The organism is Catellatospora aurea (genome assembly GCF_042663325.1).
Lineage (GTDB): Bacteria > Actinomycetota > Actinomycetes > Mycobacteriales > Micromonosporaceae > Catellatospora > Catellatospora aurea.
On record NZ_JBHTAC010000007.1, the window covers coordinates 129,398 to 142,342 of the forward strand.

Below are 12,945 nucleotides of genomic sequence, written 5' to 3' on the forward strand. Positions count from 1 at the left end.
GTCCGGCGGCGCGGGCCGCCGGGCGGGCCGGTTCGGCCCCGTTTACTGCCGCCGGGGCGGCAAGCGCTGCCGGGTCGGCGGCCAGCGCCACCGCCTTGGCCAGCTCGGCCCCGCGGGCCGACTTGCGGTGCTCGTGGAACGACAGGATCTGCAGCTCCACGGCGAGGTCCACCTTGCGGACGTCGACCTGCTCCGGGAGGTTGAGCACCACCGGCGCGAAGTTCAGGATGCTGGTGACCCCGGCCGCGACCAGCTGGTCGGCGACGGCCTGGGCGGCCCCGGCGGGGGTGGCCAGCACGGCGATGGAGATCGCCTCGGCCTCGACCACCTCGGGGATGTCGCTGATGTGCCGCACGGCGAGCCCGTTGATCAGCTCGCCGACCCGGGTGAGGTCCGCGTCGAACAGCGCGGCGATGCGAAAGCCGCGGCTGGCGAACCCGGCGTAGCCGGCCAGCGCGTGACCGAGGTTGCCGACGCCGACGAGCGCGACGGCCCGGCGCTTGTTCAGACCGAGGATGTACTCGATCTGACCGACCAGGGGCTCGATGTCGTAGCCGACGCCGCGGGTGCCGTACGAGCCGAGGTGGGAGAGGTCCTTGCGGAGCTTGGCCGAGTTGACCCCGGCGGCGGTGGCCAGGCCCTCGCTGGAGACGGTGTCGTGCCCGGTCTCGGCGAGGTGATGCAGAGCACGCAGGTACTCAGGCAGGCGGGCCACCGTGGCCTCGGGCAGATCCGGGAAATCCGGCTGGCTGCCCAGAGCTGCCGAGGGCGTGACCGCGCCGACACGGCCGGTGATACCGGCTTCGTGACCGGTGCGCTGCTGACTCATGAGACTCCGTGCCGAACAAGGCTTAGACCCCAGATCACATGGCCGTACGGCTCTGTGCTAGCGGGGAACGTCGAGGTAACAGACTAAGCGCTTGTGAACAGGTGCACAAATCGCGATCTTGAAAGCGCGCCCATCCGGGATCGCGAATCGGCCAGAATGCCCCCGCGGCATGTGTGCCCCCACTCTGGCCCGACGCCGCTCCGCCCGTCACGGAGAGTCGCCGAAAAGGCGGTTCGCGACGGACGTCCGGATGGGCGCTGCTCCGCGATTATGTCGCAACAGCGACAATCACTCCCAAAACACGCCCGCCTGATTCACCGCAAACACCCGCAAAAGAAGCCATCCACCCAAAGCGGCTACCAGTGACTTCGGGTGCCGTCATCCAGAGACGAACGTCACGCCGCGAGCGCGACCGCCTCCAGCAGGCTGTCCGCGACCGGCACTCCATAAGTGCGCAGTTTGGCCGGATCGGTGAAGCCGCCGGTGTAGAGCACGCAACGCGCGCCGACGGACGCCGCCGCGTCGGCGTCGTCGATCGAGTCGCCGATCAGCACCACGTCAGCGCCCTCCAGGCGCAGCTCGGCCAGGTGCCGCTTCAGGTGGCCGGCCTTGTGCGCCTGCTCCCCGCCCAACCGCTCGGGCAGCCCGTCCACCCGGATGAAGTGCGACGTCAGCTCGTACCGGGTGACCGTCGGAACCAGCTCGTCGTGGAACCACATGGACAGCAGCGACTGTGTCCCGGTCCAGCCGCGCAGCGCGTCCCGCGCTCCGGCGGACAGGGCCAGCTCGGCCAGGCCGGTGCGGTAGGCGTTGTGGAAGATCTGGTCCAGCTGGGCGAACTCCGCCTCGGTGACGGTGCGGCCCAGCACCGAGCCGTAGTACTCGCTGATCGGGCGGCGGAAGTCGCGGCGGTGCTCGTCGGCGGTGACCTTGACCGACCGGCCGGGCGCGGCCGCCTCGAACGCCACGTTCGTGGAGTTCACGACCAGGTGCAGGTCGTCGACGAGGGTGCCGTTCCAGTCCCAGACAAGGTGCTTCGCGCCGCGCTTCATCGCGCCAGATTACTCGTGTGAGCGCTGCTCAGGGCACCCCGCCCCGGCCGCGGAGATCAGGCCGCGAGGTCGCGGCGCAGCCGCTGCTCCTCCACCCGCCAGTAGCCGTGTTCCCGGCCGTCCAGCATGATCACCGGGATCCGGTCGCCGTACTCGGCCTCCAGCTCGCGGTCGCCCGAGATGTCGACCTCCTCGAACGGCTCGCCGATGCGCTCCAGCACCGCCACCGCGTCCTCACACAGGTGGCAGCCGGGCCGGGTGTACAGGGTCAGTCGGGTCACGGCGTCATTCTCGCGGACCGGGCTCCGCGTGTCACAGCAGGCCCTTGCGCACCTTGCCGATGACCGAGTAGGGCAGCGTGTCCGCGAACTCGATCTCGCTCGGGCACTTGAACCTGGCCAGGTTGCGGGCGCAGTGCGCGGCCAGCTCCGCCGCGGTCACCTCACCGCGCTGGGCGGGCACCACCACCGCGCGCACCTGCTGCCCGGTCATCGGGTGCGGCGCGCCCAGCACGGCCGCCTGGGCCACGCCCGGGTGCGCCAGCAGCACCTGCTCCACCTCGGCCGGGTACACGTTGAAGCCGCTGACCAGGATCAGCTCGCCGAGCCGGTCGACCAGGAACAGGTCCCCGTCGCCGTCGGCGTACGCCACGTCGCGGGTGGGCCACCAGCCGTCGGCGTCCGGGCCGCCCCGGCCGTCGGGCCAGTACCCGGCGAACAGGTTCTCCCCCCGGGCCACCACCTCGCCCGGATCGGTGCCCGGCGAGTCGGGCACGTCGAGGTCGAGGTCGTCCTCCTCGGCCGCGCCGAGCGGTTCCCCGCCCCGCCACACGTCCTCCCCGGCCCGGTTGACCAGGCGCAGCTCGACTCCGGGCAGCGGCCGGCCGATGGAACCCGGTTTGGCCGACGGGGCCGCGACGGTGGAGGCCAGCACCGGCGCCGTCTCGGTCAGCCCGTAGCCGATCTGCACGGTGTGGCCGGTGAGCGCGGTGAAGCGCGCCGCGGCGGCCGGTTCCAGCGCGGCCGCGCCGCACACCGCCAGCCGCACCGAGCGCAGCCGCTCGCCGATGTCCGGCACCAGGCTCCAGGCCAGGAACATCGGCGGCACCCCGACCAGCACGCTCACCCCGTGCTCGGCGATCAGCGCGGCGGAGGCGGCCGGGTCGAAGTCGGCGAGCAGCACGCCCGCAGCGCCGTGGAACAGCACCGAACCGAGGCCGGTGTTGAGCCCGTACGCGTGGAACAGCGGCAGCGCCAGCAGCACCGTGTCGTCCGGGCCGACCAGCGGCGGCTCGACGGCGGCCAGCTGCCGGTGGTTGGCCAGCAGTGCCGCGTGCGGCAGCATCGCGCCCTTGGGCACGCCCTCCGTGCCTGAGGTGTAGAGCAGCAGTGCCAGGTCGTCGCCGGGGCCCTCAGCGGGCAGGGCGGCCTCGGCCACCGGCAGCGCGGTCAGCGGGTGCGCCACCCCACCCGCCACCCCGGCCAGCAGCTCCTGCGGTGCGACCAGCACCTGCGCGCCGCTGTCCGCCAGCACGTGGCGCAGCTCGCGCGGGGTGAACCCCGGGTTGCAGGGCACCGCCACCAGGCCGGCGCGCAGCACGGCCAGCAGGGCCACGGGGAAGTCGAGGCCGTTGGGCAGGGCGATCGCGACACGCGCGGGGTGTCCGGCCGAGGCGGGAAGTGCCAGCGCCGCCAGGCCGCGCGCGGCGGCGTCGACCCGCGCGTCCCAATCCGCCCAGGTCAGGCTCTCCTCGCCCGCGCGCAGCGCGATGCGGTCCGGGGTCGCGGCGGCGTGCTGGCGCAGCAGTGTGGCGAGGTTCACGGAGGCTGAGTTTTCCACAGCGCGGCCCGCGCGCCCACCCCTCGTGTTCACCGTCCTGACGCGACGCTGTCACAGGCGCGACAACAGCATCACCCGGCCGGGTGAGCCGGCCCCGAAACTTTCGGTCAGTACCCGGACCAGCGCACAGCGTGTGCGACTACCCCTACGGGTGCCGGTGCAACATTTCGGTCCGGCGTGTAACTGACTCCACACCGCTGGGTGAGTTGGGGCCTTTATAGTCCTCAGGGTCGGCTCACCCTTTTTGCCATGAGTCGACACCCCTCAGCCAGAGGAGGCCTTTGTGCCGTTTATCGCACCGAACGAGTACCTCATGGGTGTTCAGCGGCTTATGGTGGAGATTGCCCGGTATGCCGGAGGACGCACGCGCCCTCCGCAGCACCGGGGCGGATCGGTCTGGGGGCACGCGGAGGTGGCGGGATGAGTTCTGTGTTGTTCGGCGATGATGTGGTCACCAGCGAGGTGGCGGCGGCCCGCCGGGCCCTGGTCGACGGCCTGACGCTGCTCCGTACTTCGCTCAACGACATGCTGGCCACAGCGGTACGTGGCGACGGCGGCACGCAGCGGATCCGTACCCGGCAGGGCAACGACGCCGCGGTCCGCCACCAGCCCCCGGGCACCAAACCCGTGGGCGGGCGGGTCAACGGGCGCAGCGCCCCCACCCAGGCCGGCGGCTCCGCCGTCGAGAGCGGCGAGACCCAGGTCCTGCCGTCCGTCGAGGAGGGCGGCTCCGGCGGCACCGGCTACCCGGACCGGCCCGATCCCAGCGACGCCGCACACGAGGTGTGGACGCTGGTGGAGCGGGCGCAGCAGGGCGACGCCGAGGCGTTCGGGCTCATCTACGACCGGTACGTCGACACGGTGTTCCGGTTCATCTACTTCCGGGTCGGCAACCGCCCGCTGGCCGAGGACCTGACCTCGGACACCTTCCTGCGGGCGCTCAAGCGCATCAGCAGCTTCACCTGGCAGGGCCGCGACCTGGGCGCGTGGCTGGTCACCATCGCCCGCAACCTGGTCGCCGACCACTTCAAGTCCGGCCGGTACCGGCTGGAGGTCACCACCGGCGACGTGCTGGACGCCGACCGCGAGGACCGCGGCCCCGAGGGCAGCCCCGAGACGGCCGTGGTCGACCACATCACCAACGTGGCGCTGCTGACGGCGGTCAAGCAGCTCAACCCCGAGCAGCAGGAGTGCATCGTGCTGCGGTTCCTCCAGGGCTTCTCGGTGGCGGAGACCGCGCAGGCGATGGGCAAGAACGAGGGCGCGATCAAGGCCCTGCAGTATCGCGCCGTGCGCGCGCTCGCCCGCCTGCTGCCCGAGGGGTTCCAACCGTGAACGTGACTCACCTCACTCCGGGTGCCCCGTCACCCTCGACGGCCGTAACTGATCGTGCCCTGGCCCCGTTTGACCGGGTGCGAGCGGCATTCTCAGCGTTCGCCGTAACCATCACCGCGATCAGCGAAGGGGGGTGCCCGCGGTGAACAACATTTCCCTGTTCGATCGTGGGCGTGCCGAGCGCTTCGCCCAGTTGCTCGACGAGGCCAACGGCGGCCGCCGTCACCACACCCGGTCCCGCCTCGACGGCCAGCTCACCGAGCTGGTCACCGTCGGACAGCAGCTGCGCACCGTAGCCCTGCCCGGCGCGCCCGAGGCCAACTTCAAACGGGATCTGCGCGCTCAGCTGATCGCCACCGCGGAACGCGAGGGCATCGGCGTGACCGCCCGGACCGACGTCGAGGACCAGCGCGCGGCGGCGCCCTGGACCGCTCGCACACCCGGCCGGGCGCGCGCCCGCGGGGCGATCGTCATCGGCATCGCCGCCGGCACGCTGGCACTGTCCGGCGTATCGGTGGCCAGCGGTGAGGCGATCCCCGGCGACGCCCTCTACGGCGTCAAGCGGCAGACCGAGAAGGCGCAGCTCGCGCTGGCCGGCTCGGACCTGTCCCGCGGCCGGCTCTACCTCGAGTTCGCCCGCACCCGCCTGTCGGAGGCGCACGCCGTGCGCACCGACGCCACCGGGTTCGGGGCCGCGCTCACCGACATGGACAGCGACACCACGCAGGGCATCCGGATGCTGATCACGTCCGCCATGGCGCGACGCGACACCTCCGCCCTGGACGCGGTCGACCGCTTCGTCGCCGACCAGCGCATGCTGGTCGGGCAGCTGCTCGACAGCGGCACCGACCGGGAGAAGGTCACCGGCTCGCTGTCCCTGCTGGACCGGATCGAGAAGCGCTCCGCCGCCGCCCGCACGGCGCTGGCCTGCGGCGCGGGTTCCAACGGCAGCGACAAGCTCGGTTCCGTGCCCGGCGCGTGCGCCAACGCGGTCACCCAGCCCACGCGGCCGGAGCAGCAGCAGCAACCGGCGGAGACCAAGGAGAACGCCAAGCCGGGCGGCAACGGCACCACCACCCCCGCTGCCCCGCAGGCGTCGGCCAGCCCGAACGTCTCGGCGTCACCCGCGGCTCCCGACGGCGAGACCGAGCAGGCGCAGGACGACGGCCTGCTCGACGAGCTGGGACGGATCCTCGGCGGCCTGCTGGGCTAGCCCGGCAGAGGCAACACGGGGGCGCGGTGCCGGTAACGGCGTCGCGCCCCTACTGTGTGCGGCGGCCTGCGGCGCATACGCTCTAGCGGTCGCGCGCACCGCGATCCGGCGCAGAAGGAGGGCCCGATGGCACGTCGTCGCAGTCCGGCGCAGCCGACCGCCACCACGGCCGGGCCGCTGCTGCCACCGGCCATCGTGCCGATGCCCCTGACCGAGCCGGCCGTTCCGGTCGCCGACCGCACCGGGGCCGCGTTCTTCGACGTCGACAACACGATGATGCAGGGCGCCTCGCTGTACTACTTCGCCCGTGGCCTGGCGTCCCGGCGTTACTTCACCACCATCGACCTGGCCAGGTTCGCCATCAGCCAGGCGAAGTTCCGGCTGCTGGCCGCCGAGCACTCCGGCGACATCGCGCAGGCCCGCGAGGCGGCGCTCGCCTTCATCGAGGGCTGGCAGGTCGACGACGTGCAACGGCTCAGCGAGGAGATCTTCGACGAGCTGATGGCCGACCGGATCTGGTCCGGCACCCGCGCGCTCGCCGACCAGCACCTGGCCGCCGGCCAGCGGGTCTGGCTGGTCACCGCGGCCCCCGTCGAGCTGGGCCGGGTCATCGCGGCGCGGCTCGGCCTCACCGGCGCGCTGGGCACGGTCGCGGAGATCCGCGACGGGGCGTACACCGGTCGCCTGGTCGGCGAGATGATGCACGGCCCCGCCAAGGCGCACGCCATCGAGGCGCTGGCCGCCGCCGAAGGGCTCGACCTGACCCGGTGCACCGCGTACAGCGACTCGATCAACGACGTGCCGATGCTGACCAGCGTCGGGCGCGCGGTCGCCGTCAACCCCGACAGCGCGCTGCGCCGGATGGCCCGTACCCAGGGTTGGGACATCCGCGACTTCCGATCCGGGCGCAAGGCCGCCAAGGTCGCCGTGCCCGTCGCACTCGGCGCGGGCGTGCTGGCCGGCGCGGTCGCGGGCGGCGTGGTGCTGAGCCGCCGCCGGAAGAAGACGTGACCCTGCCGGTGCCCCGTGCCGTCGCGCTGCTGCTCGCCCTGGGTGCGGCGGGCTTCATGCTCGCGCTGAGCCCGCGGCAGCCACCCCCGCCGCGTGCCGCCGAACCCGCGCTCGCCGAGGTGTACCCGGGCGCCACCGTGCAGGACACGCCCGGCACGCTGGCCGACGGGTCGGTGTACAGCCCGCTCTACTTCCTGAGCGCCACCGGCTCGGTCGGCACGGCGCTGGCGCCCGGCGGCGACGACGTGCGCCTGCTGCTGCGCGACGGAAACGTCGAACGCGAACTGCGCCGCATGCCCAAGGACAGTGCCGCCGAGTTCGCCGGCTTCACCAGCGACGGCACGATCGTGGCCTGGGTGGAGCTGAGCAGCGACGCCGACGGCGCGGGCCGCAGCGGCGTCTGGACGGCCCGGCTCGACGGTGGCGCGCCGCGCCTGGTCACCGAGGACACCGGCCTGGTGATGCTCTTCGACAAGCAGGGTGACCTGGTCCTGCACGACGGGCAGCTGAGCTGGATGGCCGACGTCGGCAAGCCAGGCGTCTCCGCGATCTACACGGTGCCGGTGGCCGGGGGCAGGCCGGTCGTGCGGGAGCTGACCGGCGGGTACGCCATCAGCGCCTGGCCGTGGCTGGTCAGCGAGCCGGTCGCCGACGCGGGCTCGATCGAGCTGACCAACCCGCAGACGTCCGAGCGTGTCCTGGTCGGCGTGCAGAGCGGCGAGCTGATGAGCTGCTCGGCGGCCTGGTGCCGGTCACTGATCATCGGCAGCACCGAGGCCTCCACCGTCATCGAGCTGCTGCGCCCGGACGGCTCCGAGCGCGTGCGCACGGTGACCGGCGCGGTCTCCTCGGCCATCGCCGACGTGGCCGTGCTCGACCGCTTCGAGGTGTACACCCGCTCGGCCCAAGGCCTCACCACCACCCGGGTGATGCTCTACGACCTGAAGACCCGCAGCCTGTCCCTGGTCACCGCCAACGCCGGCCGCATCGCCTCCCGCGGCGGTGTCCTCTGGTGGTCCACCGGCGACAACGAAACCCTCACCTGGCACGCCCTGGACCTGCGCAAGCTCCCCTGACCTCAGGGGGCGAAGGGGTCCGGGCGAAGTTCGAGGGTTTCGTGGAGCATGGTCTGGATGGTCTCGCGGACCTGGTCGGCGAGGTTGAAGACGACCGCGGGATCGTCGGCGGCGTCGGCGTACGGCGTGGTGTCGATGGGCTCGCCGAAGCGGATCAGCCACTTGCTCGGCAGCGGGATCAGGCCCAGCGGCCCCAGCCACGGGAACGTCGGGGTGACCGGGAAGTACGGCGCGCCGATCAGCCGGGCCAGCGGCTTGATGTTGCCGAGCAGCGGGTAGATCTCCTCCGCCCCGACGATGGCCACCGGCACGATCGGCTTACCGGTGCGCAGCGCCGCCGACACGAAGCCCCCACGCCCGAAGCGCTGCAGCTTGTACCGGTCGACGAAACGCTTGCCGACGCCCTTGAACCCCTCCGGGAACACGCCGACCAGCTCCTCGGCCAGCAGCAGCCGCTCCACGTCCGGGTTGCACGCCAGGGTGGCCCCCGACTTGCGGGCCAGCTCGGAGACGAACGGCATGCGGAACACGAAGTCGGCCCCGAGCAGCCGCAGGTGCCGGTGGGCCGGGTGCTCGTCGTGGCAGGCCACCGACAGCATCACCGCGTCCAGCGCGACGGTGCCCGAGTGGTTGCCGACGACCAGCGCGCCGCCCTCGCCGGGCAGGTTCTTGACGTCGATCACCTCGGTGCGGAACCAGCGGTGGTAGAGCTGGCGCAGCACCGGCTGGAAGACCTGCTCGGTCAGCTCGGGATCGAACCCGAACTCGTCGATCTGATACTGCCCGGACAGCCGGCGGCACACGAACGCCAGGCCGGCGGCGACGCGCTCGTCGAACTCGTCGTCGATCTCGGGGACGTTCACCGGCCGGCCCTCCGCTGCTTCTCCCGCACCGACCTGATCATGTCGAGCAGTCGCTGCTCGGTCGCGGCCACCCGGGCGGGGGTGATGACCGCGCCGGGCTCCTGCGCTCGCACGAAGTCGTCGAAGGCGTCGGCGGTCGAGCGGGGCGTGAAGCCATACTCCCGCACGAGTTTCGCGGTGTCGACCACGCGGCCGTGCACGAACAGGTCGACCTGGTCCAGGCTCAGCCCGGCCACCCCGCGGCCGAACGAGGCGGCGGCGTGCATGGCGGGCTCCAGCACCGGCAGCGCGACACGCCCGGACCGGCGCACCGCCTGGGACAGGGTCAGCGTGCCCGGACCGGCCACGTTGAAGGTGCCCTGGTGGTCTTCGAGCACCGAGCGGCGCAGGATCTCCAGCGCGTCGTCGACGTGGATGAACTGCAGGCGCGGGTCCCGCCCGAGCACCGTCGGCACGGCCGGGCGGGCCAGGAACTTCAGCAGCGCGGTGTCGGCCTGCGGGCCGATGAACGGGGCGAAGCGCAGCACGGTGGTGGTGACGTCGGGCCGCCGGCGGCGGAAGCCGCGCACGTACGACTCGATGTCGAGGATGTCGCGCCCGTAGCCGCCGCGCGGGGCGTCGCGGGGTTCGGTGTCCTCGGTGAACACGGCCGGGTCGCGGAACGAGACGCCGTAAGCCGCCGTCGACGAGCGCAGCACGAGCCGGCGCAGCGACGGCATCTGCTGGCAGGCGGCCAGCAGCTGGAGCGTGCCGATGACGTTCTGGTCCTTCATCGCGGCCCGCCCGCCGGCGTCCGGGTCGGGCGAGGAGACCACGGCGAGGTGCACGAGAGCCTCGGCACCGAGCTTGACCAGGGAGGATGCGCCGCCGGTCAGGTCGACCCGGCGCACCGCGACGTCGCTGAGCAGCGGCGCGAGCTCGGCGGGCGGATCCACCCGGTCCACGCCGACGACCTTGCGGACCCGGGGGTCCGCGGCGATCCGGGCGGCGATGGTCGCGCCGAGGAACCGGCTGACGCCGGTGACGATGACGACCCGGGGAGCGCGTGCGCGATCGGCGGCGGAGCCGTTGGCGACCGCGGTCATACGCGCCTCCCCGGGGCGGCGAAGAATGAAGAGGAGCACCGCGAACCCCGCGAGCCGTACGGCCCACTCAGGGGTTTCGCGGGACCACGCCCAGGCCTGAGCCCGTCGTTACGCATCCGCCAGTGGCACGCGGGCGGATCGGACGGTCAGCTCAGCGCCGGGCGCGAGCCTCACTTGCCGAGACGGCGACGCTGGACGCGGGTCTTGCGCAGCAGCTTGCGGTGCTTCTTCTTCGCCATACGCTTGCGGCGCTTCTTGACCACGGAGCCCATACGGCATCCCCTCGAAGTTGACGGTGGTGGAACCCGTTCAGGGTAGCCGAGCAGCCGCGAGCCCGCTGCCAGGGGTCACCGTCAGGGTGAGCCGGGATACGGAGACGCTGTCAGCTCACGCTGCGGGGCTCGCAAGCTCACTCCTCGCGCTTCGCTCTACTGCTCCGAGAAAGCGCCCCGCAGATACTCCTGAACCGCCTGCTCAGGGACCCGGAACGAGCGCCCCACCCGGACGGCGGACAACTCCCCGGAGTGAACCAGGCGGTAGACCGTCATCTTCGACACCCGCATCAGGGTCGCCACCTCGGCGACGGTGAGGAATCTGACCTCCGCCAGCCGTGCGTCCTGTCGTGTCGATCCGATCATGAGCAGGCCCACCTCCTCCGGTACAGGCCGCGCCGCGGGCGGCGCGTCGCGTCGCGGCAGGTGTCGCGAGCACGGATTCCTGTGTAATGAGTACAGTACCGGGACGGTTGTGACCGATGCGAGCCTTTCCCCAAGATCGGGCCGATCAGGGCATGATCAGCGCGCGCTGTCCCGGACGAAGGCGGCGCAGGCGCGCTCCAGGGCGGCCCACTCCACGCCCAGCGTCTCCCGCGCCGCCACGGGCACCGTCACGCCGTCGTGGACCACCCGGTGGAAGAACTCGACCACGCGGGCCTCGCCGAACCGGTCCGCCATGTGCCGCACGGCCAGCGCGCTCACGCCGTACCGGGCGGAGACGATCCAGCCCTTGGTGCCCTTGGGCGGGTCCCTGAACTCGATGTCGCCGTTCCAGCCGTCCGCGACGAACTGCCGGATGGCGGGCATCCGCAGGTAGTCGCGCACCCGGGCCCCGTCCATCAGGGCGTATTCGGCCAGGCCCTCGTGCAGCCACCACATGGTGTCGCTGTCCTTGAACGGGCCGGCCAGCGACGCCGCGTGGGTCAGCTCGTGGCGCAGCACTCCGCCCAGCACCTCCGGCGTGATGTTGTCGTCGTAGAGCATCAGCTCCCAGCGCTCCACGCTCACCCGCAGCGCCACCCCGGACACGGTGTCTCCGGGATTCCAGGTGAACCAGCGCCGCCACTCCTGCGGCCCCGCGTAGTAGACGACGTACCGCGACGGCGTGGCGCCGGCGCGGGCGAACCGATCGGCGACCTTGGCCGCCTTCTCCGCCTCGGCCAGCAGCTCGGGCAGCTTGCCCGCGAAGTCCGGCGTGGTCGCGACGACGGTGCGCTCCCCCGCGTCGGCGACCAGCTCCGCGACCTGCCACGGGTGCGGCGACGGCTGGGTGGCGACCGGCTGCCACTCGAACAGCCAGGCCCGCCCGTCCCGGATCCGCCACCGGGTCTGCGCCTTCGCGCCGGCCTTCGCGCAGGTCGGCGTCACGAAGCAGGGGGTGCCGCGCAGCTCGGTCGACCACTGCTCGCCGCCGTCGGCGGGCACCGGGGTCGGGTTGCTCGGCTCGTCGGTCCACCCCGCGACCCGCATCGCGCGCAGCGACCGGAACTGCGTACGCATACCGTCCAGCACCTGCGGCGCGGCCGGATCGACCACGGACAGGTAGGCCGCCTCGTCACCGGCCAGCAGCGCCCGGTGCTGCTCGGTCAGCGCCGTCCCGATCCGATCCTTGATCCACGCCTGGCGGGCGGCGAACGGGGCGTTCGGTCCCGGGCTCGGCGCGCCGGTCGGTTCCGGGCCGGAGAACCGGTCCTTCAGCCACGGGAACGCCAGCACCGCCAGCCCGCCCCCGACCAGGCACACCACTACCAGCACCACGACGACGAACGCCAGCACGCGCCCCCAGCGCCGCCGGGGCCGCGGCGGCGGCCACCCCGCGGGATGACCACCCGGCACTCCGGACGCGGGGTAGCCGGCGGGCATCGCCGAAGCCGGGTAGGCAGCGGGGACCGCCGAAGCCGGGTAGCCGCCAGGTGCGGCCGAGGCCGGGTAGCCAGGAACCGGGGTGGGCGCCTGAGCTGCCGGAGCCGGGTAGGCGGTCGGCGGCATCGGCGCGGGCGGCGGCACGAAGGTCGCGTCCGCCGCAGCCTGCCGGGCGTATCCGGCGTGCGGCAGCGTGGGCGGCTCTGCCGGGGACCCCGCGGACCTGGCCAGGGGCGCGGTCTGCGGCTCCACCGGGGACGGCGCATACCCGGCCAGCGGCGCGGTGGGCTGCTCGTCGTCGGGGGGCGCGGCGGAGTGGGCGGCCGCGATCACGGCGGCCGGGGTGGGGTCCTCGTCGTCGAGTGGCAGAAGGTCGGGCGCGGTCCGCGCCCAGGGGTCGACGGCCCCCGTGCCGGTCTCGTCGGGCGAGCGTCGATCGGCGGGCGGGGGCCAACCGGCGGAAGGGGTCTCGTCCTCGGGGGGCACGGACGTGGAGGCTACCAA

At 72.7% G+C, this 12,945-nt stretch carries 11 protein-coding genes and 2 pseudogenes; 4 read left to right on the forward strand and 9 right to left on the reverse strand.

Annotation, left to right across the window (positions count from 1 at the left end; genetic code table 11):
- Window position 1: 1 nt before the first annotated feature.
- From ACFQO7_RS09600 to ACFQO7_RS09615, 4 genes and pseudogenes are all read right to left on the reverse strand, one after another.
- A pseudogene (locus ACFQO7_RS09600) lies at window positions 2-829 on the reverse strand (redox-sensing transcriptional repressor Rex); the annotation flags it as partial.
- A 395-nt stretch (window positions 830-1,224) separates the two neighbouring features.
- Window positions 1,225-1,881: an HAD family hydrolase gene (locus tag ACFQO7_RS09605; protein ID WP_376806039.1), complete on the reverse strand. Its 657-nt coding sequence runs from the start codon at window positions 1,879-1,881 to the stop codon at window positions 1,225-1,227.
- Between the two features lie 56 nt (window positions 1,882-1,937).
- Complete coding sequence (locus ACFQO7_RS09610; protein WP_360531306.1) at window positions 1,938-2,162, reverse strand: glutaredoxin family protein; 225 nt, start codon at window positions 2,160-2,162, stop codon at window positions 1,938-1,940.
- A 31-nt stretch (window positions 2,163-2,193) separates the two neighbouring features.
- Window positions 2,194-3,702 carry an AMP-binding protein gene (locus ACFQO7_RS09615; protein WP_376806040.1) on the reverse strand — a complete coding sequence of 503 codons (1,509 nt, stop codon included), beginning with the start codon at window positions 3,700-3,702 and terminating at the stop codon, window positions 2,194-2,196.
- 543 nt (window positions 3,703-4,245) lie between these two features.
- On the opposite strand from ACFQO7_RS09615, the gene ACFQO7_RS09620 reads away from it, so the two are divergent.
- The 4 genes and pseudogenes from ACFQO7_RS09620 to ACFQO7_RS09635 all read left to right on the forward strand — a co-directional run bounded on the left by ACFQO7_RS09620 (window position 4,246) and on the right by ACFQO7_RS09635 (window position 8,355).
- On the forward strand, window positions 4,246-5,055 hold the full coding sequence (locus ACFQO7_RS09620; protein WP_376806102.1) for an ECF subfamily RNA polymerase sigma factor, BldN family: 810 nt from the start codon (window positions 4,246-4,248) through the stop codon (window positions 5,053-5,055).
- Window positions 5,056-5,197: 142 nt separating this feature from the next.
- Window positions 5,198-6,037: pseudogene (locus ACFQO7_RS09625) on the forward strand (DUF5667 domain-containing protein); the annotation flags it as partial.
- A 432-nt stretch (window positions 6,038-6,469) separates the two neighbouring features.
- Window positions 6,470-7,279: an HAD family hydrolase gene (locus tag ACFQO7_RS09630; protein ID WP_376806103.1), complete on the forward strand. Its 810-nt coding sequence runs from the start codon at window positions 6,470-6,472 to the stop codon at window positions 7,277-7,279.
- On the forward strand, window positions 7,276-8,355 hold the full coding sequence (locus ACFQO7_RS09635) for a TolB-like translocation protein (protein WP_376806041.1): 1,080 nt from the start codon (window positions 7,276-7,278) through the stop codon (window positions 8,353-8,355). Before ACFQO7_RS09630 ends, ACFQO7_RS09635 begins: the two co-directional genes overlap by 4 nt.
- A 2-nt stretch (window positions 8,356-8,357) precedes the next feature.
- Here ACFQO7_RS09635 and ACFQO7_RS09640 read toward each other — a convergent pair whose 3' ends face one another.
- The 5 genes from ACFQO7_RS09640 to ACFQO7_RS09660 all read right to left on the reverse strand — a co-directional run bounded on the left by ACFQO7_RS09640 (window position 8,358) and on the right by ACFQO7_RS09660 (window position 12,927).
- Entirely contained in the window at window positions 8,358-9,218 is an 861-nt protein-coding gene (locus ACFQO7_RS09640) for a lysophospholipid acyltransferase family protein (RefSeq protein WP_376806042.1), read from the reverse strand.
- A complete protein-coding gene (locus ACFQO7_RS09645) occupies window positions 9,215-10,303 on the reverse strand; it encodes an NAD-dependent epimerase/dehydratase family protein (RefSeq protein ID WP_360531291.1) in 1,089 nt (362 codons plus the stop codon). Before ACFQO7_RS09645 ends, ACFQO7_RS09640 begins: the two co-directional genes overlap by 4 nt.
- 170 nt (window positions 10,304-10,473) lie before the next feature.
- Window positions 10,474-10,575 carry a 30S ribosomal protein bS22 gene (locus ACFQO7_RS09650; protein WP_007465623.1) on the reverse strand — a complete coding sequence of 34 codons (102 nt, stop codon included), beginning with the start codon at window positions 10,573-10,575 and terminating at the stop codon, window positions 10,474-10,476.
- A gap of 156 nt (window positions 10,576-10,731) precedes the next feature.
- Window positions 10,732-10,941 (reverse strand): helix-turn-helix domain-containing protein, encoded by a 210-nt coding sequence (locus ACFQO7_RS09655; protein WP_120321539.1) that lies wholly within the window; start codon window positions 10,939-10,941, stop codon window positions 10,732-10,734.
- 156 nt (window positions 10,942-11,097) lie between these two features.
- The gene (locus tag ACFQO7_RS09660; protein ID WP_376806043.1) at window positions 11,098-12,927 is read right to left on the reverse strand and encodes a hypothetical protein; all 1,830 of its coding nucleotides are present in this window, start codon (window positions 12,925-12,927) and stop codon (window positions 11,098-11,100) included.
- Window positions 12,928-12,945 lie beyond the last annotated feature (18 nt).

Excerpts from the sequence above, each read along its gene's own strand:
- ACFQO7_RS09605 (WP_376806039.1), bottom strand. The coding sequence starts at position 1,881 with ATGAAGCGCGGCGCGAAGCACCTTGTCTGGGACTGGAACGGCACCCTC.
- ACFQO7_RS09620 (WP_376806102.1), top strand. The coding sequence starts at position 4,246 with ATGCTGGCCACAGCGGTACGTGGCGACGGCGGCACGCAGCGGATCCGT.
- ACFQO7_RS09630 (WP_376806103.1), top strand. The coding sequence starts at position 6,470 with ATGCCCCTGACCGAGCCGGCCGTTCCGGTCGCCGACCGCACCGGGGCC.
- ACFQO7_RS09645 (WP_360531291.1), bottom strand. The coding sequence starts at position 10,303 with ATGACCGCGGTCGCCAACGGCTCCGCCGCCGATCGCGCACGCGCTCCC.
- ACFQO7_RS09650 (WP_007465623.1), bottom strand. The coding sequence starts at position 10,575 with ATGGGCTCCGTGGTCAAGAAGCGCCGCAAGCGTATGGCGAAGAAGAAG.
- ACFQO7_RS09655 (WP_120321539.1), bottom strand. The coding sequence starts at position 10,941 with ATGATCGGATCGACACGACAGGACGCACGGCTGGCGGAGGTCAGATTC.